21 protein-coding genes are annotated in these 25042 nt (G+C 60.2%); 12 read left to right on the top strand and 9 right to left on the bottom strand.

What is annotated here, in order from left to right:
- Window positions 1–6: 6 nt before the first annotated feature.
- The 3 genes from AC1D1B_RS08520 to AC1D1B_RS08510 form a co-directional block, all read right to left on the bottom strand.
- Complete coding sequence (locus AC1D1B_RS08520; protein ID WP_477331136.1) at window positions 7–1164, bottom strand: ATP-grasp domain-containing protein; 1158 nt, start codon at window positions 1162–1164, stop codon at window positions 7–9.
- A 218-nt stretch (window positions 1165–1382) separates the two neighbouring features.
- Entirely contained in the window at window positions 1383–2156 is a 774-nt protein-coding gene (locus tag AC1D1B_RS08515; protein WP_477331134.1) for an OmpA family protein, read from the bottom strand.
- Window positions 2157–2244: 88 nt separating this feature from the next.
- Window positions 2245–5547, bottom strand: a complete 3303-nt coding sequence (locus tag AC1D1B_RS08510; protein ID WP_477331132.1) for a DUF6212 domain-containing protein — start codon at window positions 5545–5547, stop codon at window positions 2245–2247.
- Window positions 5548–5676: 129 nt separating this feature from the next.
- Between AC1D1B_RS08510 and AC1D1B_RS08505 the strand changes: the two genes are divergently transcribed.
- A complete protein-coding gene (locus AC1D1B_RS08505) occupies window positions 5677–6690 on the top strand; it encodes a glycosyltransferase family 2 protein (RefSeq protein ID WP_477331130.1) in 1014 nt (337 codons plus the stop codon).
- 38 nt (window positions 6691–6728) lie between these two features.
- Here AC1D1B_RS08505 and AC1D1B_RS08500 read toward each other — a convergent pair whose 3' ends face one another.
- Both AC1D1B_RS08500 and AC1D1B_RS08495 read right to left on the bottom strand, forming a co-directional pair.
- A complete protein-coding gene (locus AC1D1B_RS08500) occupies window positions 6729–7016 on the bottom strand; it encodes a hypothetical protein (protein WP_477331129.1) in 288 nt (95 codons plus the stop codon).
- Window positions 7017–7179: 163 nt separating this feature from the next.
- The gene (locus AC1D1B_RS08495) at window positions 7180–9765 is read right to left on the bottom strand and encodes a DUF6212 domain-containing protein (RefSeq protein WP_477331127.1); all 2586 of its coding nucleotides are present in this window, start codon (window positions 9763–9765) and stop codon (window positions 7180–7182) included.
- A gap of 337 nt (window positions 9766–10102) precedes the next feature.
- On the opposite strand from AC1D1B_RS08495, the gene AC1D1B_RS08490 reads away from it, so the two are divergent.
- From AC1D1B_RS08490 to AC1D1B_RS08480, 3 genes are all read left to right on the top strand, one after another.
- Entirely contained in the window at window positions 10103–10621 is a 519-nt protein-coding gene (locus tag AC1D1B_RS08490) for a hypothetical protein (RefSeq protein WP_477331125.1), read from the top strand.
- 273 nt (window positions 10622–10894) lie between these two features.
- Window positions 10895–13384 (top strand): sulfatase-like hydrolase/transferase, encoded by a 2490-nt coding sequence (locus AC1D1B_RS08485; protein WP_477331123.1) that lies wholly within the window; start codon window positions 10895–10897, stop codon window positions 13382–13384.
- Between the two features lie 215 nt (window positions 13385–13599).
- Window positions 13600–14187: a DUF995 domain-containing protein gene (locus AC1D1B_RS08480; RefSeq protein ID WP_477331122.1), complete on the top strand. Its 588-nt coding sequence runs from the start codon at window positions 13600–13602 to the stop codon at window positions 14185–14187.
- Between the two features lie 198 nt (window positions 14188–14385).
- On the opposite strand, the gene galE is transcribed toward AC1D1B_RS08480, so the two are convergent.
- Both galE and AC1D1B_RS08470 read right to left on the bottom strand, forming a co-directional pair.
- Window positions 14386–15465, bottom strand: coding sequence for a UDP-glucose 4-epimerase GalE (galE, locus tag AC1D1B_RS08475; protein ID WP_477331120.1), 1080 nt, complete (start codon window positions 15463–15465; stop codon window positions 14386–14388).
- On the bottom strand, window positions 15466–16503 hold the full coding sequence (locus tag AC1D1B_RS08470; RefSeq protein ID WP_477331118.1) for a UDP-glucuronic acid decarboxylase family protein: 1038 nt from the start codon (window positions 16501–16503) through the stop codon (window positions 15466–15468).
- Between the two features lie 879 nt (window positions 16504–17382).
- Here AC1D1B_RS08470 and AC1D1B_RS08465 point away from each other — a divergent pair.
- The 3 genes from AC1D1B_RS08465 to AC1D1B_RS08455 all read left to right on the top strand — a co-directional run bounded on the left by AC1D1B_RS08465 (window position 17383) and on the right by AC1D1B_RS08455 (window position 19679).
- Window positions 17383–17997, top strand: a complete 615-nt coding sequence (locus tag AC1D1B_RS08465) for a hypothetical protein (protein ID WP_477331116.1) — start codon at window positions 17383–17385, stop codon at window positions 17995–17997.
- A gap of 7 nt (window positions 17998–18004) precedes the next feature.
- The gene (locus AC1D1B_RS08460; RefSeq protein WP_477331114.1) at window positions 18005–18853 is read left to right on the top strand and encodes a 23S rRNA (adenine(2030)-N(6))-methyltransferase RlmJ; all 849 of its coding nucleotides are present in this window, start codon (window positions 18005–18007) and stop codon (window positions 18851–18853) included.
- A gap of 373 nt (window positions 18854–19226) precedes the next feature.
- Window positions 19227–19679 (top strand): hypothetical protein, encoded by a 453-nt coding sequence (locus AC1D1B_RS08455; protein ID WP_477331112.1) that lies wholly within the window; start codon window positions 19227–19229, stop codon window positions 19677–19679.
- Window positions 19680–19793: 114 nt separating this feature from the next.
- Here the strand turns inward: AC1D1B_RS08455 and AC1D1B_RS08450 are convergent, their stop codons facing one another.
- A complete protein-coding gene (locus tag AC1D1B_RS08450) occupies window positions 19794–20414 on the bottom strand; it encodes a TetR/AcrR family transcriptional regulator (RefSeq protein ID WP_477331110.1) in 621 nt (206 codons plus the stop codon).
- A gap of 62 nt (window positions 20415–20476) precedes the next feature.
- Between AC1D1B_RS08450 and AC1D1B_RS08445 the strand changes: the two genes are divergently transcribed.
- From AC1D1B_RS08445 to AC1D1B_RS08425, 5 genes are all read left to right on the top strand, one after another.
- On the top strand, window positions 20477–21004 hold the full coding sequence (locus AC1D1B_RS08445; protein WP_477331108.1) for a DinB family protein: 528 nt from the start codon (window positions 20477–20479) through the stop codon (window positions 21002–21004).
- A 590-nt stretch (window positions 21005–21594) separates the two neighbouring features.
- Window positions 21595–21984, top strand: a complete 390-nt coding sequence (locus tag AC1D1B_RS08440; RefSeq protein WP_477331106.1) for a hypothetical protein — start codon at window positions 21595–21597, stop codon at window positions 21982–21984.
- A gap of 349 nt (window positions 21985–22333) precedes the next feature.
- The gene (locus AC1D1B_RS08435) at window positions 22334–22930 is read left to right on the top strand and encodes a glutathione S-transferase family protein (protein ID WP_477331105.1); all 597 of its coding nucleotides are present in this window, start codon (window positions 22334–22336) and stop codon (window positions 22928–22930) included.
- 255 nt (window positions 22931–23185) lie between these two features.
- Window positions 23186–23569 (top strand): TfoX/Sxy family protein, encoded by a 384-nt coding sequence (locus AC1D1B_RS08430; protein ID WP_477331103.1) that lies wholly within the window; start codon window positions 23186–23188, stop codon window positions 23567–23569.
- A 76-nt stretch (window positions 23570–23645) separates the two neighbouring features.
- Window positions 23646–24071 carry a GFA family protein gene (locus tag AC1D1B_RS08425; protein WP_477331101.1) on the top strand — a complete coding sequence of 142 codons (426 nt, stop codon included), beginning with the start codon at window positions 23646–23648 and terminating at the stop codon, window positions 24069–24071.
- A gap of 203 nt (window positions 24072–24274) precedes the next feature.
- On the opposite strand, the gene AC1D1B_RS08420 is transcribed toward AC1D1B_RS08425, so the two are convergent.
- On the bottom strand, window positions 24275–24925 hold the full coding sequence (locus AC1D1B_RS08420) for an outer membrane protein (protein ID WP_181059072.1): 651 nt from the start codon (window positions 24923–24925) through the stop codon (window positions 24275–24277).
- Window positions 24926–25042 lie beyond the last annotated feature (117 nt).

Here is a 25042-nt window from a genome sequence, read left to right as displayed (position 1 = left end):
TCTCTTCTACGTCTGATCCGGCCCGTTCCACTCGATATCCCGCGTCGACGCGGCCTGCAGGCTGATGCGCTCGCGCAGTGCTGTGCCTGCTATCTCGGCCAGAGCGCGCCATTGCGCTTTCTTAGGTGCGGGATCATTCGGCCAGTCGAGCAACTCATCGGCCTCGCGCATAGTTTGGCGGAAGCGGCCAAGACCACCCGATCGCAGCGCCGCCGGCAATCCATAGATCCACATCGCTAGCCGCACCGTCTGCAGCCTGGCGACATCAGGCTTCACCTCCGGACCGTCGTCCAGCACAGCGTCGGCAAAGCGCTGCGGATCGCGAAAGAAATGCAAGCCGCTCACGGCGCGCGGATTGCACTCTAGCGGCAGCACCTTGCCGTCCTTCTCGCGGATCAGGTCGAACGAAATCTGGCCGGTCCAGCCAGCGCCGGCGACGAAGGTCTCGACAAAGCGCCGAGCGGCGGCGTCTTCGACCGGCTCGAAACAGATGCCGGCGCCTTTGCCGGCACGGTAGAGCGAACGGTAGAGCGCCAGCGCCTTGAGCTTGCCGTCCAGCGCCACCGCATAGGCACTGATCTCGTCGCCGGCGATGAAGCGCTGCGCCACCCACGCGGCGGCGGGTGAGGGGCGAACGGCGTCGAGGTCGCCTGGCGATGGTCGCAGCAGCACGTGTCTGGCGAAGCGCGACCACACCGGCTTGAACACCAGTTGGCGCGAACGATCGCGTACACTTGCGAGATCGGTATCGCTTTGCAGCAGTGTCGTCTCAGGCACGTCGAGGCCAAGGCTTTGCGCCAGCCGGATGAAGGTATGCTTGTTGTGGACGCGGGCGAGCATCGCCATGTCGGGCGCGAACAGGCGGGCCGGCATGGCGCGGTCGCGCCAGAGCTGGCCGAGATACAACACTTCCTCGCAAGTCGGGATAACGAGTTCGATGTCTTCCGCACGGACAAGCGCTTCCACGGATTGTGCACAGGCTTCGCCAGCAAAGCGTGGCGGCGGCAGGCGATAGTAGGCGGCGCATGCCGTGCTCGCCGCGGCGATCGGCCGGACCGGACTGTCGGCCAGGATCACCCGCCGCCCGGCGCCGTGCAGCAGTCGCGCCAGATGCAGCGCCACCGGCGCGCGGGCGCCCGTGACCAGCACTGTGCTACCTGCCATCGAAGACCTGCATCAAGCCCGCCCTCCATCGCGACTCTCCCAGTCAGGCTTGCGCGAAATCGGCGGTGTTGACAACGTCCCGATGCAATTGGCGCGAGGTGAACCACGCCGTCATCGAAGCCGCCGGCATGGAACGCCTGCGCGACAGCGCCAACACAAGGTAGTTGTCAGGCAAGGCGCGTCCGAAAGGCGCCGGCCAATCCAGATTTCGCGAGCCGTTACATCAGGGACGCGGTTGCCTGACGACTGCGAACGACGTTCGGCTTCTGGTCGCCAACGTATTCGACGTTCGTGTCCACCAGACGGTCGCTGTCGATCCCGGCCGCGGTCAAGATATCCTCGATCGCCTTCACGCGCTGCTTGGCCAGTTCCTTGTTCGTCTTTGCAGCGTCGGCGCCGGTGAATTCCCTGGCCGCGAAAGCCGTCAGTTCGACATTGCAGCGCGAGTCTCGGATGCTGGCCGCGAACTTCTCAAGGTCGGCCTTGACCTGCGGTGAAATCACGTATGACTGGCTATAGAAAAACAGGTCGACCTGCACAGCGCTGCGCTTCTCATATTGCCGGCACGATATTCCTTGCTTTGGCAGCGTGTACAGTATCGCGCTCCGCGCCGTATTGGTGTCGGCGGCGTCATCAACCCAATGCGAAAGCGCCAGCACCATTTCGGGCTTGACGCCTTGCGCCTTGAGAAAATCGCCGGTTGCATTGAGCCTGCGACCAGCGACGTCGTAGGCTTTGTTGTAGTTGCCTTCCTTGCTCGCCGTTGCGTAGAGCCGGTAGCCGCAATCGTGCCCGGCATCCTTGATGAACGCCGCCAGGGACTTCGCGGATTCCCCGGATATCTTGCCGTCGCCCTTATTGAACAGGACGCGGTACGAGTTCCACTGGACGCATTTCGGCCCCACGTCGCGTTCCTGGGCGATCGCACCGAAAAATGCTGCGCTGCCGACAATGATAATAAGGGCCAGAACAAGACTGAATGACTTCTTCATCTTCTGGCACCTCCTGAACTCGCTCAGTTTAGTACCGCATTCAGTTCTTCGACAAGGTAACGTTCTCGCGATCGACGACGCCTGCCTGCTAGTCCCACACCAGCAATAACTTGCGCCAGAAAGCATTGGACGGCATCGGCTTCGAGCCGCGTGGCAATCGGATTGCCAGATAGATCGTCAGCCACTTGCGATCGATCTCCCGGATCGAAACTTTCAGGTCATGCAGTTCGAAAGGCCTCGAAACGCGCGTCCATCCGGAGAATGACAAGGCGCCCACCGGAGCATCGTGTTTCCACACGAGTTTTTCTTCCTGCCTGCCCAGCGCCATGGCGAACTCGAATGGGGAAGCGTCATCGTGAGCGATCTCCACCGTCGCGACGACACTTCTGGCAAAGGCCGGGAAGGCCGAATTGAGGGCGGCAACAACCGGGCCACGCGTGTTTGGCCGCAGGAATATGCCGCCATTGTCGCCGGCGATGAGCAGCGTCGGTAGCTCGGACGGATGGTTAGTCACAAGCGTCGCACGCTTCAGTTCATCATTGGTCATTCGACGCATGCGTTGGCGCTGTTGCGGTGCGTTGAGGCGCGGGCGCTTCGCGTCGGTCGAAACGACATGGCGGATCTGAACGCTCGAAAAGCCGCCGAGTACGCGCGCGTCCGGGCGGCTGCCGCCGCATTTGACTGCAAACAACAAATCGCGTCGGCCGGTTGCCGGCGAACTGACGGTCGCCCCTATCTCACGCGCCTCGTGCCGTCGGCTGACATCAGCCCAACCGCTCCCGCTCCCATCCTCAAGCAGCTGGGCGAGATTGCTGAAGGTCTGGTTTTCCGCGTCCACGATCGCGAGCTGAAACTGCGCGGAGCCTGTCAGCTCCTCGTCGAGGTAAACCCAACAACTGGCGCCTATGGCGCCCGGCGGGCAGACGCCTTTCAGCAAAGCCATGGTGACATTGCTGCCCTTGGCTTCGAGGAACAACTGGTCCGGCGATTGTTCGACATAGCTCAGCAGGTTCGGATCGGCATTCGGATACGAACTGACATGAGCCAGGCGCATGGGCTCGGCGGAAAGATACTGCTCGCGGTAAAGTGAGGAATGTAACTCCGGCACGGTCTCTTCGGTCGCCGCGTTGAGTATTTCAACCACACCCAGGGCGAAGTCGGTTCGTCCTGCATGGGCGAGAAGCGAAATTGCGGTATCCGCCCTGCCTTCGCGTGCCGCGATCTCGGCCAGCAACTGCATTGCGTCTGCGGTGTTGGCGGGACCAGTGCTCAATCTGAGATACCGCTCGTCGTTGACGCGCAGCTCCAAATTCCAGAGGTTGAGCTCTTTCTCGTGATTGTCGGTGTTCGAGCTGATGCCGAGTTGCACGAACATGTCCGTTTTCGCGAATCTATGCTTTCGAAAGACAGCGATGATCGGTTTGCGATTCCTCAACCACTCGGCATTTCGATTCATGCCCGTCGGTGCCGACCGGTACCAATAGAGCGGCTCCGGGACGGGGACGATCTCCAGACCTGCCAGGTCCGCACGAAGGAAAAACTCCCAATCGCTGGCGGAAAAGCCCCGCTCTTCGTTCAGGTAACCTATCTTGTCGAACACCTCACGCCGGAACATCGCATTGGCATCGCCATACGGATTGTTGAGCATGGCGATGTCCGTAGGTCCGCCAACCGGGAAGTAGAGCATGTAGCCGCTCTTGGTATCCGGCGGCACGAAGGGCTCGTTGAGCCACTTGGCGAAGGTCGTGCAGATATCGGCGCCGGAATTCTGCATGCCGGTGACGAACGTACTGACGGCATTTGGGAACAGCACGTTGTCGTCGTCCAGGAACAGGATCAGTGACCCCTTGGCGGCGCGGATTCCCGTGTTGCGCGCCTTGCCGAGGAAGCCGTTCTTCTGCCGGATGATCAGCCAGCCTCGCTGCTCGAACTCCGGCTCGAGCTCCGCCAACAATTGGATTGCATCTGGATCGGTGCTGCCGTCATCGACGACGATCAGTTCGATGTTGGAATAGTCCTGGCGTCGAACCGAGGCAATCGCCTGCGGCAACAGGCGCGCGCGGTTGTAGTGCGCCGTTATGATCGAAACGAGCGGTGGCCGGCTGCGGCTGCGGCTGGAGACCTTACCGGGATCACGGGAGAATTTTGCGTGCAGTCTGCTCCAGGCTTTCTCGCGCGCTTCCCGTTTTTGCAGGGGCTTCGCCGGACCAAACGATCGGCTTTCCATCACAGCCGCAATTTTGGCCGCGATGGCGGAAGCTGACGCCTCCATCATGACGGCGTCGGCCGACTTCGGATGGAGCACGTCACGTATGCTGCCGACATCTGTCGCGATGAACGGAATCTCTTCGTCGAGGCACGTCATCACTTCCAGCGGGAGCTGAGCCGCTGAGTGCGTCATCGCCACCAGCGCATGACTCTGCCGCAGGTATCTGTAGATATCAGGCTCATCTCGAATGGGCAGGAGCTTCAATTTGAACGGCCATTGCCGCGCACGCCGAACGATCATGCCGCCCGAATGCTCGCCCAGGACATGACCAAACGTGCCGACAACAGTCACTGTCAGATCGGTGACGCCGCTGTCGGCCAGACGATCGAGCGCATCGCAGAACAGCGTCAGTCCATCACGCGCCTCTGTGCCTGAGAAATGAACCACTTCGGCGGCGGGCCGCTCTCGCGGCCTGTAGTGATCGACAGCGAAGTTCGAACGCCACTCCTCCGGCTCCAGGGGCGCAGCAATGTGATGGCTGGTGGGCAGCTTCCATGCCGCCTTGGCCATCCAGTCGAGCAGCGACTGGCCAGCGATGACAAGATGGTCGCACGTCTCGGCCGACGTCTTTTCCATGTGCGCGACGGTCATCTGCTCTTTTCGTTCGACCGCCCGGGAATTGGCTTCCAGCTTCCACATAAGCGGCTCATGCGCGAGCACGACGATCGCAGGAGGGTCGGGAAAGACGCCTGTTCGCTTCGCAAGGGCAGAGAAATGCGCCAGTCCGCCTTCAAGCGCAAAATAGACGACGTCGAATGCGTTCTGCTTGAGGTAGTGGTAGACAGCCAATGAGTTCTTGTCGCTGGAATCCATGCCGCGCAGCAACTCGGGCGACTGCGGCAACAATTCGAGCCGCACCAGGAAATTGTCGAAGCACCATTTGCGTAGCCTGGCGATTTCCTGATCGTCGGGCTGGCTGCCGAGCGGGCTCGGCGCCCAAAGCAGCGTCACCGTGTCACCGGTTCCCGCCAGATGCTGCGCCAGCGCGTAGGTCACCGACCCGTGATCGCCAGTCACCGTCGAGCCGAACTCAACCTCCGAAACGACACACACATTGCGAGGCTTCTGGCTTGCCTGTCGCTTGCCCTTGGGCATGGCGCCTGCCTTGGAACCAACGCTCAATGAGTCCCCCTTGTCAGCCCGCTTCGTTCGAAACAGTCTTGCCAACAGTTGGATAACACTTTGATAATCGTTTCGCGGGACTCTCCATACCGCACCTGCCTTTCGCGTAAACTGGTTGATGACGTTCGGATGGTTGAACTTCGCTCCCCAAAACATCTCGCGCGACTGGACGACCGGCCGATTGACGTGACCGATGGCGAGATCTTGTGCTTTGTCGGACTGCGCAACGAAGCCAAATTGCTGCGGCAACTTCTCGACCACTACCGCGGCCTCGGCGTCGATCGGTTTTTCTTCCTGGACAATGGCTCCACGGACGGGACGCGTGAGCTGATCCTGGAGCAGCCGGACAGCCACTGCTTCCACACGGAAGGATCGCATTTCGCTGAAAACATCGATCCGCCGCGATGGATCAACACGCTCATGAATGTGTTCGGCACCGGCCATTGGTGCCTTTCGATCGACGCTGACGAGCTTCTCGTCTATCCCGATTTTGAGCGAGCGAACCTGCGGCAGCTTTGCAGCTACCTCGATTCGACCGGCGCGGACGCAGTTATCGGCTCCATGATCGACATGTATGCCGACGGCCCGTTGGCCGAATACAGTTATGATGGCACGATCCCGCTTGTTGAAGCTTCACCCTACTTCGACCCGGAGCCAGGGTGGCTGCGCGCCCGCGACGGTACGTATCCACCCGAGCAGATGTTCGGTGGCGTGAGGGAACGGGTCTTCTGGCACGGCCGGTTCAAGCAAACCTTTCCCCCGTGCCTGACAAAGGTGCCGATCGTAAAATGGGGGCGGGGCACGCATTATCACGTCGCACAGCACACGATCAGCAAGGTCCGATTCAGCGAACTGCGCGTCGCATTGCTGCACTTCAAATTCGTCTGGGGATTTCGCCAGAAATCAGCATCGTCTCTGAGTGAAAATGCGCAACTCAAGGAAAAGACGCTTGAGGAGCGCGCTGCCTACATGGAGGCCCTGGAGCGCGATCCGAAACTCGCGCTCCGCAATCAAAGGTCTGTCCGCTATCGCGGTGACGCTGCCCAGCTGGTCGAACTCGGCTGGATGAAAACCTCGGAGCGCTATGCCGGATTCGTATCAACCTTGGCCACACAACACCAGCGCAGCGACTACGCCACCTGATGTGCCCGAACTACTGAAGGGAAAAATCCGCCTGATGCTTATCCGCCGTAGCGGCCGCCGCCTTCACCGTGGTCATTGCTCCCATCACCGCCCGCAAACTGGCCCAGACTGTTGAGAGCAAGCGCCTTGCAGGCGGTCGGAGCATTCGGGTAACGGTGCAGATAGTCCTCAAGCGCCTCGATGGTGCCGGTTTTAAGGGCCTGCTCGCATGCAAGCTCGGCTTCCTTGACACCAACATCGATACTCGCCTGCGCCGCGCCAGAGAAAGCGACGCTCAGACCCAGCAGACTAAGTCCGCCCAAAAGCAAAGAATGAACCTTGCGCATAACGCACCCCACACACACAAAACAACCCACTGAAATATTAGCATCTATTAACGTTTTGTCAACCATTTCGGCAAGGTTGGGGAAACATGGTTAACGCGCGCAATTGATCGCGCTAGGGTCTCGCTGGCGCTCGGAGATTTCATTTGCTTTGGGCGGATCGCCGCTAGTCGCTGAACAGTGTCAGCTTCCGAAAGAAAGCATTGGTTGGAAAACCATTGGACGTTCCAGCGAAACGAACGGCGAGAACGATTGAAAGCGGCATCTTCCGTCGTGCGCGAAGCGCTGCCACCAAGGGATGGCGCACAAATCTGTCTTCGATGCTCATCCAGCCTGAAAAGGCGATCGTTTGCGCGCCGATATCCTGTTGCCAATCTATGGTTTGGTCGGGTCGAGCAAGGGCGAGAGCAAAATCCATCGCCGGCGCATCGGCATGAGCGATTTCAACGGTTGCTTCCACCTTCCGGAAGAAGGCTGGAAATTGATGATCAAGCGATGCAGCGACCGCGCCGTCCGCATGCGGACGCAAGAACACCCCGCCGTCATCCGGCGCGACAAGCAGCAGCGGGAGAGCCGAGACGCGCGGCGTAAGCAACCGCGCGCTCCTCAGCATGTCGTAGTCGAGGGTGATCGAACTGCCGCCGACATCAGGACGGTCCGGGGCATTGTGGTATGTGGCGGCGGGGCGTCCAAGCAAGGTGGCAGCCGTATCGGGCCGACCGATCGACCCAGCAATGCTCGCGAGTTTTTCTATGGCTGCATCGCTGTTCGGTTCGATGTCGCAGAGCTCCCGATATTTTCGATTGCCGGGGGTGTATTTCAGGTTTTCGCGGGCACTCTCAATTTCGGACCGGTGCGTGTTCTGGGCGATGGCCAGATGATGCAGCAGGCGGACGTCATCGGATTGGCTCGAGCTGAACGCCTCCAGGACGGGAAGCCGGTTGTCGTACCAATTCGACGTCCGGAACATTCCATCCGGTTTCGAGCGATACCAGTATAGCGGTTTTGGAATCGTCCTGATCTTGAGACCCGCGAGAGAGGCTCGCGCAAAGAACTCCCAGTCGTGCATGGCGTAGCCGGGTTTTTCGATCAAGAACCCGATCTGCGAGAACACAGATCGGCGCATCATCGCATTCGCGTCGCCGTAGACGTTGTGGATCAGGCCGAGCGCGTCGGGACCACCCAGGGGCAGGTACTGGATCAGCCCGTCGGCGCGATCCTCGGGCACAAAATCCTCGTAGAAGATCAGTTGGAACGCAGTGCAGATGTCGGCGCCCGATGTTGCCATGGCACGCACGAAATGATCGACGGCCTCCGCAAACAGCGCGTTGTCATCGTCGACGAACAGGATCAGCTCGCCACGCGAAGCGCGGATGCCGGCATTTCGCGCCGCGCCGAGATGCTTGTGCGGTCGGCGCAGGATCTTCCATCCGCGCTGACGGAAGGTCGGTTCCAGCGTATCCAGCAATCGCCTGGCTTCGTCCAGGTCGCTTCCGTCGTCGACCAGAACCAGCTCCAGGTGATCGTAGGTTTGCGCCTCGATCGCTGCAATTGCCTGTTTCAGATAGAGCGGCCGGTTGCGATGGGCCATGACGATAGAGACCAGTGGTGACGACCCGGCACTTTTATCAACGCGCCTGCGCTTGGTTGGCGTCGGCAAATTGCGCGTATCCAGCCAGGACTGCCGACATTGGCGGAGCCTGTCGACAGGCAGCGGGCGAGGCGGGTCATTGAGCGCCGCCGAAATCGCCAGCGCCAACGCGGCAGCGTCAGGATCGACCAGCCGAGGTTGCCTCGCCTGCGCATTCCAGCTCTCGGCGTTCGCGTCGACATTGGTCGCAACGAAGGGCAGTCCCGCCTCGATACAGGCGGCGACGGCGGCGCCCGTCGATGCGGCGCGGGCGGGGATGACGGCGAGTGCGCCGGTCCGCGCGACATAGTCGAGCTTTGCGGCGGGGCTTGCGCACGCCAACAGGTTGAGCTTGAACGGCCACCGCTCGGCGCGCCTCAGAAGCAGTCCACCGCTGTGCTCGCCCATGATCTTTCCGAATGGACCGAATGCGGTGACCGTCAGCTCTTTTGGCGCCGTTGGCGCGATGATGTCGATCGCGTCGCAAAGCAGCGTCAGGCCATCGCGGAAGCGCCACCCGGCCAAGACGGCAAGTTCTCTGGCGCTTCTCGTCGCAATCGACGGCCGCGCTCCGGCTGGACCGAGACGATCCTGCAACAGCAACATCGGCGTCACGATCGCCTTCTTCACCTTCCAGCCCTTCGACAACATCCACTGTCGCAAGGCGGCCGACACACAGATCGTCCTGTTCGCCATCTCGGCGCAGTATTTCTCCATGTAGGCGACGGCAATCGCGTCGGTGCTGTCCATGAACGCCTTGTCGGCTTCATGTTCCCATTCTTCCGGAGCGTGGGCGACGACCACGATCGGCGGCGCGGCAAAGGCCGCAGTCTCGACCGCCAGCAGCGTGTAGTAAGGCAACCCGCCCTCAAGCGGCGCGTAGACCAAATCGTGGCCGGACCGTTCGAGATAATGCAGCACAGCGGCGGACCGGCTCTCGGGCGTCGCCAGCGACGGAAGCAACTGATCAGACTTGTCGAGAATTTCCAGTCGCACCGAGGCCGCCTCCAGGTCGCGGTGGCGCGCTGCCTCCTCCTCTAGAGATGCTGCATCCCTGCCGGGAACCCATAGCAGGGTGACGTCGTCGCCATCTTCGGCGAAAAGCTTGGCCAGTTCGACCATGGCGGCGTCTTCGCCACCCTGACCGATTACATTTGTCACGACGCAGACGCGGCGAGGCTTGCCTTCCTTTGACGGCCTCCGCTCCTTGCCACCAACGGCCATCCGACTTCCTCTGATCCAGTTCCGCCGAATGCGCTCCGCAGCGCAGTCGATCCGCAATGATGCCCGCGCCGGGTTTACTTTTCAGTGATCATCCTTCTGCGCGATTAGTAAACCAAATCGTCAATCAGGCCCTAAAACGGCTGCACAATCAATCAACTGATACAACTTTAGCGACGCGGAATATTCAATCTTTACGCCTCCCAGCTAGTCATTGACGGCATAGCAGGAGGCGCAAATGAAAACGATAATGAAGTTTCTCGGTGCGCTCGGTTTGATGGGCGCACTGGTCTCGGCAAGCTCCGCAGGAGAATTGCTGCGACCGCGCATCAGCCTTGGCTCGGCCAACGTCAAGACAATCAGTGGCGATCGCGGTGGCTATGTGATCGACTATGCCATCCGTGCGCTGAAAATGCGTCGCAGCGGCACCTTTGTGCGGTTCAACGGTTCGTGCGACTCGGCCTGCACGCTTTATCTGTCGATGCCCAAGAGCAAGGTGTGCATCACGCAGAACGCTTCGTTCGGCTTTCACCTGCCGTATGGCGTTTCTGCGCGGGGCAATCAGGTGGCCGCGAATTTCATGATGAAAAACTACCCTGGCTGGGTTCGCGGCTGGATCGCCAAGCGTGGTGGGCTGAAGAGTTCCATCGCGAAGATGACATACGCGGATGCGAGCCGCTTTCTGCCGACGTGCCCTTCCGAACAGCGGGGCATGACCGTCGCGAGCCTGAGCCCGACGCGTCTGCGTGGCGGCTGATTGCCGACGCAGTACTGAAAGATCACGACGGCGGGTGCTCGACAGCGCCCRCCGTCGCCGATTCATACGGCGGGTGCACAGTTGGTTAGACAGCTCACTTGGCCAAAACGCATCGCGGATCAATGCGTTCGGTTAACCAGTTCTCAAGAGAGTTGGTTAACGCAAACTTGATTTTGTTGACTCTTTTTTAGCGCAAGCCGATTCTGCGGGTGGGGGTTTGAAGGCTATCGGCCGTGGTTTGGGCCGAAGCGCAGACTGGCGGCGGGCAATTGTATGAGCATCGGCGGCAATATGGGGTCGGCGCGCCGACCTGAGAGCGGCCTTACAGAATCGAAGGCGGGGACGGCTTCATCGAAGGACTTGCGCTTCCGGCGCATGAGCCTGCGGATCATTTGCACGGGCCTGTTGTCCTGGCTGCTTTTGGGTGTCTACCGCGGCGCAATCGTTGATCCGCAAACCACGTTTCCAGGCCTTTTGGCGGCCATCCCCAAGGGATTGGCATCGAGCTACTACGACTTGATTGTCGTTACGTCCCTGACCGTGGTGACTCTGATCCTGCTTTTCCTGGCAAAGGCCAGCCGCCTCGGCTCAGCAATCGTCGTCTTCCTCTTCTATGTTGCTGTCGTGGTCTCTCTGGGTTGGGGATTTGCCAACATCAATCTCGTCAAGATGCTGGGCGAACCGTTCACGTTCCAGTGGCTGGTCTATGGCGACTTCCTGCAGAATGCTGATGCCAGGAACGCGATGGGCGACGCGCTCAACATCAAGGACTTCGCGACCCTTTCCGGGTCCGTCATTCTGGTGCTCATCCTTGGCTATGCCGCGGCCAGCTTGTGCCAGCGGCTGAGCGCCGCTGGCTACGGGGCCTTTCTGGGCGTGCTCGTTGTGTGTGTCGGCGCGGCCCTCGCCGGCACTGGATACCACGTGCGTGCGGAGGCGCTGCCGGCGGCCAAGATCGACAATCCGATCCTGTATTTTGTTGAATCGGCCGTGCTCAGTCCAACGCCGGTCGTGCTGTCAATGAATGCCAGCACCAATGACCCGGATGTCGCGAGCGTCGGCGAGCGTCCGCCGGAGACATCGACCTTCAAGGCGCCGACGCCAAACCCAATCAAGAACGTGCTGATTTTCATGATGGAGTCGGTGCCGTCCAAATACATCGAGACGTTTGGCGGCAAGTATCCGGTCACACCGAATATCAAGAGTTATGCGAACGACTCCATAAGATTCGACAACATATATGCGCACGCGCCGTCCACGCATTACTCGATATTCTCTCTGCTCACTTCTATGTACAACGACATTTCATACTATGGCATGACCACCAGGTATCCTTATCTGCCTCTGGATACGATCTCCAACATCCTGTCCAAGAACAATTTCCGTACAGGGTTTTTCTGGAGCGCGGATTCCCGATTCCAACGGGTCGATGAGTTTTTCCTCAACAAGGGACTGGATGTGATCCAGGACTACCGGGGGCAGAAATGCGGTACCCCGACCTTCAAGCTCAGCTCCGAGCAGTGGAAGAACATGGACTACAACAGCGATCTTTGCACGGCGCAGTCGATCATCGACTGGATGAACAAGGACGAGGCAAAACCCTTCTTCGGCATAATGTTCACGGCGATGACCCATTATCCCTACATCACCGACAGCCCGATGTTTTCGAAGATGGCGCCTTCCGCCGATGGCAACACGCTGGTCCACTACTCGGATGACCAGAAATTCAATGCTTATCTCAACGCCCTGAAGGTCGGCGATGCGGCGCTTGGTGAGATCCTTGAATCGCTCAAGCAGTCCGGCAAGCTCGATTCGACGCTCGTGGTCATATTGGGCGATCATGGCGAGGCGTTCGGGGAGCATGGCGACTACATTCATGCCAGCGCGATCTACGAGGAAAACATCCACATTCCGCTCATCATGGTCAACAAGCATCTCTTTCATGACGAGGTTGCGCACCCGGTCGGCGGCATCATCGATATCGCCCCGACGATCTTCGACATACTCGGACTTCAGCTGCCGAAGCAGTGGCAGGGGCGCAGCCTGTTCAGCGAGCAACGCCCAAACAAGACCTTCTTCTTCAATCCCTGGGCCGGTTTCCTGTTCGGCTATCGCGAGAACGATCGAAAGGTCATCTTCAACGCGACCACCGGCAAGGTGGAAGAATACGACCTCAAGGCCGATCCCGGTGAACGAACCAACCTCTTCAAGGTCGATGCCGGCGACCGAAACGCGCTGCTGCAGCCCATCGGCGGATGGGTACAATCGCAGAGGCAGCGTGTGGCCGACCTAGTGGCCGCCGCGGCGAAAGACACAGGACGTTGCTCCATCACCAGTCTGGAGGTCGACGCTGCCGGCGTTAATCTCCAGGGCGCGCCTCGGTTCGACGTCGTGGTCGATGGAAAGACCGTCGCCGAGATCGACGTCCCGGGCAACGAAAGCGCCGCATCGACGCCCGAAGCTGCCGTGGCGGAGCTAATGCAGGCGTCGACCGAGGCCAAGCCGTTCCACATCGATCTCAGCAGCGTGCCGAACCCGAAGACGATCGAGCTTCGCTATATCAACGACCTGTGGGGCGGAGAGGGCAAGCCAGGTGATCGCAACCTGTTCATCAAGCGCGTCAAGGTGAACGGTCAGCTGGTGCCAAAAGCCAGGCTGCATGTCGACGAGCAGTCTCATGGCTACACCGACGAAAACGGGACGGCCATGTACAGCAACGGCTCGCTATGGGTTAGCGGCCCCTTCGTCGAGGGATGTGTATAACGTGCCGCGTGCCTGACCGCCGTCTTCGATCTTACAGCCCGTGCGCGCCGCGACAGATACTGTCGGCCCTCGCGGTTGACATCTTCGCGTGGCAGTCAATAGCATGCGAAATACTGATGGTTGGGGCGTAGAGCCAGTTGTCAGCGCAGAACGGACCGGGCCCGTTCTTGCGGTATGCTCGGCCGGTCGACGCCCGCTTGGGAAACGAACATCGAATGCGATCGCTCAGCATGACGACCCGGACCGGATTGCCATCTGAATCAGCCAGCGGGGCGAGGCGCTATCGACTTGCCGGGCGTGTTTCCCTTGCCCCCCTCCTGGCCATTTGCTGCCAGATGGTGCTTTGCGGAGCCGCGCACGCAGCTGGTGCTAAAGACAGTGGACCTGCAGATGCCGTTACTGTCCCGACCGCTTTCGAACTTCAGCTTGTTTATGCTGACCGCACGTGGATATGGGACAACGGAGCGGCCTATTTCGGACAGAAGGATCGACCGGTCCGGGCCTGGACCTCCGAGCAGGACACGGTTTCTGTCGGCGAAGGCAGATGGCATCTAAGCAACGATGGCAAGATGTGCATGGATCTCGTCTGGCGGTCCAAGAGCTACGCGGCGCCGATTCGCACGTGTTTCAGCCACCGCATCCGGGGTGGGACCCTCCAGCAGCGCAAGGATCCGGACGGAGTCTGGTACAGTTTCAGGCACTCTTCGGAAAACCCTTCCGACGAGCAACGGAAATTCGAGGAAGGCGATACAAAGGGCGCGCAGTTTGACCAGATCCGTAGCCTGATCGATTCCAAGAGTTGATGCATGCGGCTCAAAGTGCGCAGCGATTTTGGGACAACGGCATGCATGAAGACAAAGCGCGTTGACGGGCTTTGGTTTCAGGCCCTGTCGTGAGGGCCCTCCACGATTTCCAGGGCCGAGCCGTATCAAAGGCTCGCTGAGAGGCCCTCACTCACCTCAGCGAGCCCACGTCCCGACACACGACAAACGGGACGACTACTACCAGCTTTGCGAGCTGGTATTGCTTTCCGATGCATTTGACATGTCTGGCGCAGTTGACCGACCGCGCTTCGCTGTCGGCATCGGAATTGTGGACGCGGCGGCCTCCAGTCCGAAGAATGGGGCGGCTGTCCTGACGATCGTATCGATGTCGGAAAGTTCCGGCATGAAATCGAGATGTTCGCGTGCTTTGGCCGGGTCGGCGTAGAGCTCTGCCGGGTCTCCCGGGCGCCGGGGCCTGAAGACGGCCGGAACCGATTTTGACGTCATCCGGGTGACTGCCTGGAGAATCTCCTTGATGGACACCCCGCGTCCGGTGCCGAGATTGACCGACAGGCTTTCGCCACCCGCCTCCAGATGCATGAGAGCCCTCAGATGCGCGCGGGCCAGATCGCTGACATGGATGTAGTCGCGCACGCAGGTGCCATCCGGAGTGTCATAGTCCGTGCCGAAAACCTCGATCTCGTCGATCGTGCCGGATGCGGCCATGAGCACTCGCGGGATCAGGTGCGTTTCCGGCGTGTGCCATTCGCCGAGCTCGCCCTCCGGATCGGCGCCGCAAGCGTTGAAATAGCGCAGGATCGCATATTTCATTCCGTAGGCGGAGGCATAGTCCCCGATGATCTGCTCGCCCATCAGCTTGGTCCGTCCATAGGGGCTGATCGGATTTTGTGACGAGGTCTCGCGCACCGGCAATGTTTCGGGCACACCGTATGTCGCGCAGCTGCTTGAAAAGATGATGTTTTCGATCGAGCTCGCGCGCGCCGCATCAAGCACCGCGATGGTACCCGACACATTGGTCGAATAATATTCCGCGGGCTCATGAACAGACTCGCCGACATAGGCCAGCGCTGCAAAGTGGATTATCGCTTTCGGTTGATACGTCCCGATCGCCTGCTGCAGCGCCTTCCGGTCCTGGATATCGCCGACGACAAGTGGCCCCCAGGCAACGGATCTCTCGTTGCCGCGGCTCAGATTGTCGAAAACGACGGGCAGGTAGCCGGCAGCTGACAACAGCTTGCATGTGTGGCTGCCGATATAGCCGGCCCCACCCGTCACCAGGATTGCCGGCCGGCTCATTTACATCGCAGCTTCTTTGACGGGCCGGCCCGAGTAGAGCAGGGCGTCAAAATACGCTGTGGTATGCGCGAGCCCCTGGCTCAGGCTGATCTTTGGCTCCCAGCCAAGTTTTTCCCGGGCAAAGGAGATGTCGGGCTTGCGCTGTTTGGGATCGTCGACCGGCAGCGGCCTATGCACGATCTTCGACCGCGAGTTGGTGTATTCGATCACCTGTGTCGCCAGTTCCAGAATGGTGAATTCGGTAGGGTTGCCAAGATTGACCGGGTGCTTCGGAGCGCTCGGTGCGTTCATCAGCCGGATGAAGCCTTCGATCAGGTCGTCCGCGTAGCAGAATGAACGTGTCTGCTGGCCGCTGCCGTAGACGGTCAGGTCGTCACCGTGCAAAGCTTGGACGATGAAGTTCGACACGACGCGGCCATCGTCTGGTTGCATGCGGCGGCCATAGGTGTTGAAGATCCGCGCGACGCGGACATCGAGGCCATACGTTCTCGAATAGTCGAAGAACAGCGTCTCGGCCGAACGCTTGCCCTCGTCATAGCAGGATCGCGGACCATGCGGGTTGACGTTGCCGAAGTAGCCCTCCGGCTGCGGATGCACCAGGGGGTCGCCATAGACCTCGGACGTCGAAGCCTGGAAGATCTTGGCATTGTTCCGCCGCGCGAGTTCCAGCAGGTTCAGCGAACCAAGCACGCTTGTCTTGAACGTATGGATCGGATCGGCCTGGTAATGCGGCGGGGAGGCCGGGCAGGCGAGGTTGTAGATTTCATCGACCTGAAGATCCGAAGGCAGTGCGTCGACAATGTCGTGCTCGATGCAGGTAAATCGCGGATCGCGCAGGAGGGCATTGAGATTGTATCTTTTGCCGGTGTGGAAATTGTCCAAGGCGACAACTTCGTATCCATCCAGCAAAAGACGCTCGCACAGATGCGAACCCAGAAACCCTGCCCCACCGGCAACCAGGGCGCGGCCCCTATTGGATTTGGCGCCCCTCCGGCTGTTCCCGGATTCGAGTTTCAGAACGTTGACAGATCTACCCATACTCTACCCCTTCGCCCTTACGCACTACTCACGCTACCGCCGAACCGGGACATAGCGTTGCCGGGCGACGTTCCTGAGAACGTCACAAACCTTCCGCTTCGGCGGAATCGTCACTCCTGCTGTCTGTTGATTGCTTTCTGAGTTCGCTGGGCGACGCTATACGGCTATTGGCTGCCGTTCAGCATTCGAAACGCCCCGAAATCGCTGTTACGCGTTTGGTGCCACCATCGCCCATTACTCGCCCAAATTGCACATCCCAACGTACCAAAAATATACCTGTGGACAACATAGTCAACTAAATTAGCGAATCGTTAACCGTGATCGTTCGGGAGTGGTTAATCATGAGGTCGGCAGCGTCTGCGGCAGCATTCCGAGGGCCGAGTCGAAATTGGAAATATACCAACAAAAAACATAAATATTTACGGGAATTTTCGCTGACGTAGGGCAACGATGTGGCAGGATAATTTCAGAAATGGAATCAGAAACGCTGGTTAAAATCAATACTGTTACTGTGTATTTTTAGATGTATTTGATGTTGTTTTCATTTATAGAATATCGAGAATATAGGAACATCACGGCTCTTAAATAAATTCTTAGAAAACGATGCGATCGGAATGGTCGTTGCGTCTATTCATTTATTTAGACTTACCTAATTTAGTGATGGCTTTTGAGCGTATAGGTAGAAATCCGGCAGCATTGCGATGCAGACATGACGCTGATGCGGTTGGACGGCGGGCAGCTCGCTTTGGCCAAATCCGCACAAACATTCATTTGGCTATTATCCTTTGTCTTGGACAGACGAGGCCCCGCCGCGCAGGCCATCGCCTTTTGATCCTCGGAGCGCTATTGGCAAGCTGGTCGAATACTCGGTGATCCTCAATGCGCTTTCTCTTCTTCCTGATCCTGCTCGCCGGTATCGCCGTCGGCATCGTCTATCCCTGGGCGATGACGAATTTCTCCGGTCACGAGATCGGCAGCTACAGGGTCTACGAGCAGGGCCGCTTCAAGCCGGTGACGGTGACGCTCTCGGCAGGCGATGCGCCGGTCAGGGTACTGGTCGATCTGACCGCCCGGGCCGAACGCATCGTCTCGCAGCAGCGCACTGTCCTGACACTGACCGCTGCCGCCGGTAGCCGCACGGTGCTCGCCTCGACGCTGCAGTTCAACCACTCAGACAATCCGCGCCAGGTCAGCCCGCAACTGCCCGACAAGATCTTTCGCGACGAGGCCGGCGTGATCGCGACCGTCAGCCCCGGCGCCTATCTCTTCACCGTCGGCCCGGGCGATGCCGATGATATCCCGATGCGGGCGGTGGACCTGGTGCTGCGCTCCGGCGCCGGCGAGATCGACAACCGCGCCCGGCCGGTCGGCTACGGGCTGATGGCCGTCGGCCTGATCGGGTTCCTGCTCTCCTTGCGTTTCGGCGGCAGCCGGCCGGAGAACCCGAACTCGAAGCCGCCACCGCCGCGCTGGGGCAGGGGCTCATCGACATGAGGGCGGCATGAACTACCGTCACGCCTATCACGCCGGAAATTTCGCCGATGTCGTCAAGCATGTCGTGCTCAGCCTTCTGCTCGACTATCTGAAGCAGAAGGACAAGGCATTCCGTGTCGTCGACACCCATGCCGGCATCGGCCGCTACGATCTGTCGTCGACGGAAGCGCAAAAGACCGGCGAATGGCAAGGCGGCATCGGCCGCCTGATCGACGCTTCGTTGGACAAATCGGCGGCTGCGCTGCTTGCCCCCTATCTCGAAGCCGTGCGTTCGCTCAATCCCGATGGCGGCGTGAAGAAATATCCGGGCTCGCCACTCATCGCCCGCCATCTCATGCGCAAGCAGGATCGGCTGTCGGCGATCGAACTGCATGGCGAGGATGCCGCCAGGCTGAAGACGCTGTTCGCCGGCGATTTCCAGACAAGGGTGATCGAACTCGACGGCTGGCTGGCGCTCGGCGCGCATTTGCCGCCAAAGGAAAAGCGTGGGCTGGTTCTTATCGATCCGCCTTTCGAGGAAGCCGGCGAATTCGACCGCCTCGTCGACGGGATGCAAAGAGCGCACAAGCGCTGGCCGGGCGGCATTTATGCGCTGTGGTATCCGATCAAGGACCGCAAGGCGATCATCGCCTTCCGCAAGGCGCTCAAGCAATCCGGCGTCCCGAAGCTGCTCGACATCGAGTTCGAGATCCGGCCTGCGTCGCGCGAACCCAGCCTAGACGGCAGCGGCATGGTGGTGGTCAACCCACCCTTCACGCTGGAGCGTGATCTGCGCATCGTGCTGCCGGCTCTGCACAGATTGCTGGCGGTCGAAAAACCGGCGCACTGGTCGCTGGAATGGTTGGCCGGGGAGTAGCGACGCTTCGCAGCGGGCGACGCCCGCGGCGGCACCGCCGACATCAACGCCCAGCAGGATTATGGCTTCATGTAAAATCGCAGCCTGGCCGATCCCGACGGTCACATCTGGGAAGCGATGTGGATGGATCCGGCCGCGATACCGCAGGGCGACGCCAAGCAGGGCTGAACCAGGTTCCGGCAGCCCGCCGGCCATATCAGGCCCGTTTTCCCTAAAATGGCGAAGGCGAGCTTTTCAAAGGCTCAGGACAGTGGTTTCTCGGTTTCGCACCGGCAAAACCGGTTGGGAAGCGGGAAACCATCGTCGGCGCGACCGCTTGACCGCGCGCCGCCGAATCCGCACAGTGCGCGCAGTCGACCTTTGAGAGGCTGCCATGACTCGCTTTGCCAAATCCGCTCTTGCTGCCCTGATTTCGCTTTGCACGCCGCTGGCCGCACCCCTTGGCATCACCCAGGCAGCGCAGGCCGCCGATCTTTCCGTCTATTCCGACGCCGACAGCGGCGTCTGCGGTGAGGCCTGGGTGCTGAACAAGATCTCCAGCCGCTTCTCCTATCAGGTGCATCACGTGCCGCATCTGCCTGACGTCTCGATCACCGATTTCCAGCGCATTCACCAGCATCGCTACCTGCCGGCGAACGACGAATGGCCGATCGGCCGCCGCTATTGCGGCGCCACCGTCAGCCTCTCCGATGGCCGTGCCCGCACCATCTGGTACCTGATCGAGGAAGGCCAGGGTTTTGCCTCGATCGGCGACAATGTCGAGTTCTGCGTTTCGGGCTTCGATCGCTGGATGGTCTACAACGGCCGCTGCCGCGTCCTGCGCTGAGGCTGGTAAGACCGCCCGTTGACGCTGCTGATCTCCCCTGCGCAAAGGGGGGAGATCAGATGTCAACTCGGCTTCGCCAATCTCCCATTTGCCGCCACGGGTGCTGGTGCACACTCACGCCTTCCCACCCGACACATAAGCACAGATCAGCTCGACGAGTTGCTTCTGCAGTTCCGGCGCATCGAGCATGTCTCGCCGCGCGGCATTGTGGATGACGCCCTCGACCGCCGAGGACAGCACCCGGGCTACGGTCTCATTGTCCTTCCTGCGCCTGCGATATTGCGTCACCGCCGCTGTATAGTGATCGAGATAGCGCGACTGGAACGAGGCGTGGGCGGCGCGTGAGCCGCGATCGCCCGGCGCCTCGTCGAGCAGCACCTGATGCAGGGTCGGATGGATGCTGTGCGCATCGATCATGCCGCGTACCAGCTCCTGCGCGAATCGCTTGAGCGGCTTGTCGCCTTCGGCTGATTCGGCGATCACCGACAGCACCTGATCGAAATGTCGCCGGCGAATTGCCTCGACCAGCGACAGCTTGTCGGGAAAATATTGATAGAGCGAACCGATGCTGACACCGGCGGCTTCGGCCACCTTGTTGGTGGTGAAGCCGGCCCAGCCGAGCGCGCTCAGAACATGAGCACCGGCTTCGATGATCGCCTCGACGGTTGCGCGCGAACGCGCCTGGCGCGGCTGCTTGCGCATGCGCGAGCGCGGCTTTGCAATGCGAGTAGACATGTCCGCTCCATCAGCCAAGAATATGGACAACATACTCACATTTTTTGGAAAGGATACGGGCCATGAGCGCGCAGGATCTGCTTCGCGATCTCTTCGTCTATCAAGCCTGGGCCAATGGCGAGTTGCTTGAGAAGCTCGCGAGCCTGGATCAGCAAAAGCATGCGAAGGAACGTCATGCCGCGATCCGTCTGCTCAACCACAATCTCGTCGTGTCGAGAATATTCGCGGCGCATCTTTCCGGCACGCATCACGGCTACGCGTCAGACAATACTGAGGCCACGCCGACGCTCGATGAACTCGGCGCCGATGTCGCTGCCATGGATCGCTGGTATCTCGACTATCTGGAAACCGTGTCGCCAAAGCTCCTGTCGGAGTCGGTGCCCTTCATCTTCACCAACGGCGACAAGGCAATGATGTCACGGCAGGAAATGCTGACTCATGTCGTCACGCATGGCGGCTACCATCGCGGCGAGATCGGCCGCATCTTGGTGCAGATTGGCGTCACGCCGCCGTGGGATACGTTTGCCGTGCATCTGCATCAGACCGAGCCTTCGCGCCGGCTGCAGGTGCGTGAGCCGGTTGCGGTGTAGGGGCCACACCCCTTGGTTTCCAAGGGGTAGCGGCTTCCAAGACGAGGATCGCCGCGATCCTTCACGTCCCTTTGTTCGCTGAGCATCTCCGGCGCGCAGAAGCTGGCGATCTCACTTCTCGTCTGGAAGATGTCCGGCGCAACCGGATGGGTGCAGCCCCCTCAGATGCTGTCTTTCAGAGCGTCCACCTAAGCTCTCTCAATATACGAGTAAAAAGCTCGCATTCGATTTGGTGCTGTTTCTGCAGTCATCAGGATGAAGCAAGATCAGTCTCTGCGGCGCGATGATTTTTTGCAATCCGCTAAGCCGTCGATGACCGTACGAGATCGACGGCGATGCAAGAGAATGTGAGCTTGACGAGAAGATTGTATGAGTCGTTGCGCTCAGAAATTCTCTCACAAAAGTTCGTTGTGAAGCGCGAAGATTCTTTGCCGATTTCTGTGCCGACCATCGCGACATGCTCTCATCGTAACCGAAATTTAATCTGCGAAATTCTATGTAATGCTTCGCTGGCTAGACACACGCGAGTCAGATATGAATTAACTTGCCGGGTCACTAACGGCCATCGGCACAAACGCAAGGGGCATCGCATGGCAAAGACCACGACGAAGGCGCCGGCGGCGAAAGCGCCGGCTAAGAAAGCGGCACCGAAAGCTGCCGCGAAACCTGCAGCAGTAAAGAAGGCAGCACCGAAGGCAGCGGCAAAGCCGGCAGCCAAGGCAGCGGCGAAGCCGGCGGCTAAGGCTGCGGCAAAGCCCGCCGTCAAGGCAGCAGCGAAACCCGCCGCCAAGAAGCCGGCCGTCAAGGCAGCGGCGAAGCCTGCTGCGAAGGCAGCAGCCAAGCCCGCCGCCAAGAAGCCGGCAGCCAAGGCAGCGGCCAAGCCCGCCGCCAAGGCTCCGATGAAGGCCGCCGCCGCCAAGTCGACGGCAGCTGTGAAGAAGGCAGCACCGGCCAAGAAGCCAGCCGCCAAGAAGAAGTAACAGCGGACGACATTCTATCTCAAAGCTCCCGGGAACTTTGCCGATTGGCAGATTCCCGGGAGCTTTTTTGTTGAGCTTTCGGTCTTGTTTTGATGCATGTCGTTCTCTCAAAACCGGTGCCAATTTTGAGCGACATCCATTAGCCACTTCATTGCCGTCGGATTGGCTGCCTGGTTTTGTCCTTCTGGCAGTTGCCCCTAAAGAGAAGATCGGCCAACACTGAGGCGCGCTGCTTATGAACGTATTCAAGCGACGCGCTCTAGGCCTTTGTTTTACGCATGTCGTTCTCTCAAGACCGGAACCACTTCTGAGCGACATGCGCTGACAGTCCGCAAACAGGGAACCGATCATGCCGAAGCTGTTCTACGCGTCCTCATCCCCCTACAGTTCCAAGGTGCGCATGGCGGCACTCTATGCCGGCATCGCCGTCGAGCTGGTGCCGATCAAGACCGAGGACAAGCCGGCCGAATTGATAGTGGCCAATCCGCTAGGCAAGATCCCGGTGCTCGTGCTCGACGACGGCCGCTCGATCCACGACAGCCGTGCCATCACGCAGCATCTCAACCGAGCATCAAAGAATCTGTTGTTGCCGCGCAATTCCGACAAGCGCCTCGAGGCCGAAGTGCTGGAGGCGCTGGCCGACGGCATTTGCGACTGCGCACTGTCGATGGTCTATGAGCGGCGCACGCGGCCCGAGGAGATGGTCTACCAGCCCTGGCTCGACCGCCAGTGGGGGAAGATCACCGCCGCACTCGACCTCCTCAACGCCAATCCGCCGAAACTGCCGAAGAAGATCACGCTCGGCCAGCTGGCGCTGCGCGCCTGCCTTGGCTACCTCTCGCTGCGCTTCGCCGGCAAATGGGAAAAGGGCCGCGGCAGGCTGACCCGCTGGGCAGCGCGTTTCGACGAGAAGTTCCCGGAACTGAAAGGCTGCGTGCCGGGGTGAGAACTGCCGATCTCCCCCCTTGTGGGGGAGATGCCTGGCAAGGCAGAGGGGCGCTGTCCCGCCAGCCTGTCATCGAGTGGAAGCCGGAGCCATCACCGAGTTTGTTCGAACAAGCTTCAACGTCGGCGATCCTTCGCGCCCCCTCTGTCCTGCCGGGAGATTGGCGCCTCACTGCCGCGCTCCACTTTCCATATTGAACCGCCGCTCGGATTCGTGCTTGCTTGGCGCCCGGTAAATCGCACACAGGCGGTGAACATGGCGAAGTCATCCACCACAACCGGCAGCGCGGCCGACCCGATGGTCGAGCGCCTGCGCACTGCCCTTGGCAACCGCGCCTTGACCGAGCAGAAGATGTTCGGCGGTACCTGCTTCCTCATCGACGGCAACATGCTGGTCGGCACATCGAAGCGCGGGCTGCTGGTTCGCGTCGGCAAGGCCGCGCACAGCGCCGCCGTTGCCCGTCCGCACGCGCGCCCGATGGAGATGGGCGGACGCACCATGGAAGGCTATGTCCATGTCGCGCCGGAAGGCACCGCGACCGACGCCGACCTTGGCCGCTGGCTCGATCTCGCGCTTGCCTTTGTCGGCACGCTTCCAGCAAAATCGAAATCTGCCAAGGTCGCAAAGAGGCGCGCCTGAGCGGGTGGCGCGGCGCATTCTAAGCTTCGCCGAGTGAGTTTTGCCGAGTTGGGGCGCACGGCGAGGGGAGAGTGCGATGGCCCTTACGGGAATTTGCATGTGCGGAGCGGTTGCCTGGACCTACTCCGGAGACTTGACGCGTAACCTGGTCTGTCACTGCGCCGATTGTCAGCGTGCCACGTCTTCTCCCCTCACGGCCTTCCTGGGGATGAAGCCGGAACAGCTGAGCTGGACCGGCGAGATCGTACACTATGAGAGCAGCCCCGGGACGTTTCGCGGATTTTGCCCGACTTGCGGCACAAGGCTCTATTTCCGCTCCGACAGATGGCCCACCGAGGTTCATGTCCATGCCGCCATGATGAGCAACCCGGGCGAATACCGGCCGGATGCGCAGGTCTTCATGCCGTCGAAGGCGGGATGGCTCGACCGGCTGCCGTCGATCCCGGCCCATGATGGTTTCCAGCAAGAGCCGATGGTTCACCCGCCTGCCGAGACAGTTTGAGGTCTGGCGCCTGGACGGCAGCCACTTCGGGGCGCGGGCACGGCGGCCGGCTCGCAGTTTTCGGTGAGTTTGTTGCCTTCTCGTACAAAATTCTCGAAACCGGCAAGCCGAGAAAGGGCGCAACGGGTAAAATTGCCTACCGCCGGGCACAAAAAAAGCCGGGCGCGAGGCCCGGCTTTCTTGTGTCGTGGCTTGAACGACAGTTAGAACTTCATACCAACGCCGAAAGTGACGCGGTTGTCGCTTTCCTTGACCTTGGTGCCGACACTGTCGAAGCTCTTGGAACCGAAGTCGGTGTAGCGGTACTCGACACGGCCGAACACATTGTCTGTGATCTTGATGTCGGTGCCGACGCCGGCCGTCCAGCCGAGCATGGTGCTGCTGTCGCTGTCGCCGGGGACCGAGACCTTCTGGTTCTTCAGGGCGCCACCGCCAGTACCGTAGAGCAGGATCTCCGGGGTCACAGCGTAGCCGAGACGAGCGCGCAGCGAGCCTTCGAAGCCGCCCTTGGAATTGACACCGCCGCTGTCACCCTTGACGCCGTTGTAGCCGAGATCGGCTTCAGCACCGTACACGAAGTTCTCCTGCTGCCACTGGTAGCCGCCGAAAACGCCGCCGACGAAGCCCTTGGTCTTGATGTCGGGGCCGCCGTCGTGGACTTTGGCATGACCGCTGAAACCGTAGCCAGCGCTGATACCGGCATAGGGGCCGGCCCAGGAAGCGACAGGGAGTTCGGCGATCGGCGCCGGTGCCGGGGGCTCTTCCGAGACGACGTCAGCGGCAAAAGCAGTACCGCTGAGGGCGAAGAGCCCGAGCGCGACCGCGATTGGCGCGAATTTGAGATTGGCTTGCATTGTTGTTTACTCCTTAAGCCACAAGACACGTAGGCTTGTTTGTCTTGAACGCCATCGACCCGTCCGGGGGATGAAACGGATCTGGCACTCAACGGTTCCGAATGTCGTGTCAAAATG

This window comes from Mesorhizobium sp. P2_C5_2, assembly GCF_056404535.1.
This window is presented reverse-complemented; position numbering and strand designations above follow the sequence as displayed.

What these genes read in the sequence shown, in the direction of transcription:
- AC1D1B_RS08520 (WP_477331136.1), bottom strand. Translation starts at nt 1,164, where the DNA reads ATGGCAGGTAGCACAGTGCTGGTCACGGGCGCCCGCGCGCCGGTGGCG.
- AC1D1B_RS08515 (WP_477331134.1), bottom strand. Translation starts at nt 2,156, where the DNA reads ATGAAGAAGTCATTCAGTCTTGTTCTGGCCCTTATTATCATTGTCGGC.
- AC1D1B_RS08505 (WP_477331130.1), top strand. Translation starts at nt 5,677, where the DNA reads ATGGTTGAACTTCGCTCCCCAAAACATCTCGCGCGACTGGACGACCGG.
- AC1D1B_RS08500 (WP_477331129.1), bottom strand. Translation starts at nt 7,016, where the DNA reads ATGCGCAAGGTTCATTCTTTGCTTTTGGGCGGACTTAGTCTGCTGGGT.
- AC1D1B_RS08495 (WP_477331127.1), bottom strand. Translation starts at nt 9,765, where the DNA reads ATGGTCGAACTGGCCAAGCTTTTCGCCGAAGATGGCGACGACGTCACC.
- AC1D1B_RS08490 (WP_477331125.1), top strand. Translation starts at nt 10,103, where the DNA reads ATGAAAACGATAATGAAGTTTCTCGGTGCGCTCGGTTTGATGGGCGCA.
- AC1D1B_RS08485 (WP_477331123.1), top strand. Translation starts at nt 10,895, where the DNA reads ATGAGCATCGGCGGCAATATGGGGTCGGCGCGCCGACCTGAGAGCGGC.
- AC1D1B_RS08480 (WP_477331122.1), top strand. Translation starts at nt 13,600, where the DNA reads ATGCGATCGCTCAGCATGACGACCCGGACCGGATTGCCATCTGAATCA.
- galE (WP_477331120.1), bottom strand. Translation starts at nt 15,465, where the DNA reads ATGAGCCGGCCGGCAATCCTGGTGACGGGTGGGGCCGGCTATATCGGC.
- AC1D1B_RS08470 (WP_477331118.1), bottom strand. Translation starts at nt 16,503, where the DNA reads ATGGGTAGATCTGTCAACGTTCTGAAACTCGAATCCGGGAACAGCCGG.
- AC1D1B_RS08465 (WP_477331116.1), top strand. Translation starts at nt 17,383, where the DNA reads ATGCGCTTTCTCTTCTTCCTGATCCTGCTCGCCGGTATCGCCGTCGGC.
- AC1D1B_RS08460 (WP_477331114.1), top strand. Translation starts at nt 18,005, where the DNA reads ATGAACTACCGTCACGCCTATCACGCCGGAAATTTCGCCGATGTCGTC.
- AC1D1B_RS08455 (WP_477331112.1), top strand. Translation starts at nt 19,227, where the DNA reads ATGACTCGCTTTGCCAAATCCGCTCTTGCTGCCCTGATTTCGCTTTGC.
- AC1D1B_RS08450 (WP_477331110.1), bottom strand. Translation starts at nt 20,414, where the DNA reads ATGTCTACTCGCATTGCAAAGCCGCGCTCGCGCATGCGCAAGCAGCCG.
- AC1D1B_RS08445 (WP_477331108.1), top strand. Translation starts at nt 20,477, where the DNA reads ATGAGCGCGCAGGATCTGCTTCGCGATCTCTTCGTCTATCAAGCCTGG.
- AC1D1B_RS08440 (WP_477331106.1), top strand. Translation starts at nt 21,595, where the DNA reads ATGGCAAAGACCACGACGAAGGCGCCGGCGGCGAAAGCGCCGGCTAAG.
- AC1D1B_RS08435 (WP_477331105.1), top strand. Translation starts at nt 22,334, where the DNA reads ATGCCGAAGCTGTTCTACGCGTCCTCATCCCCCTACAGTTCCAAGGTG.
- AC1D1B_RS08430 (WP_477331103.1), top strand. Translation starts at nt 23,186, where the DNA reads ATGGCGAAGTCATCCACCACAACCGGCAGCGCGGCCGACCCGATGGTC.
- AC1D1B_RS08425 (WP_477331101.1), top strand. Translation starts at nt 23,646, where the DNA reads ATGGCCCTTACGGGAATTTGCATGTGCGGAGCGGTTGCCTGGACCTAC.
- AC1D1B_RS08420 (WP_181059072.1), bottom strand. Translation starts at nt 24,925, where the DNA reads ATGCAAGCCAATCTCAAATTCGCGCCAATCGCGGTCGCGCTCGGGCTC.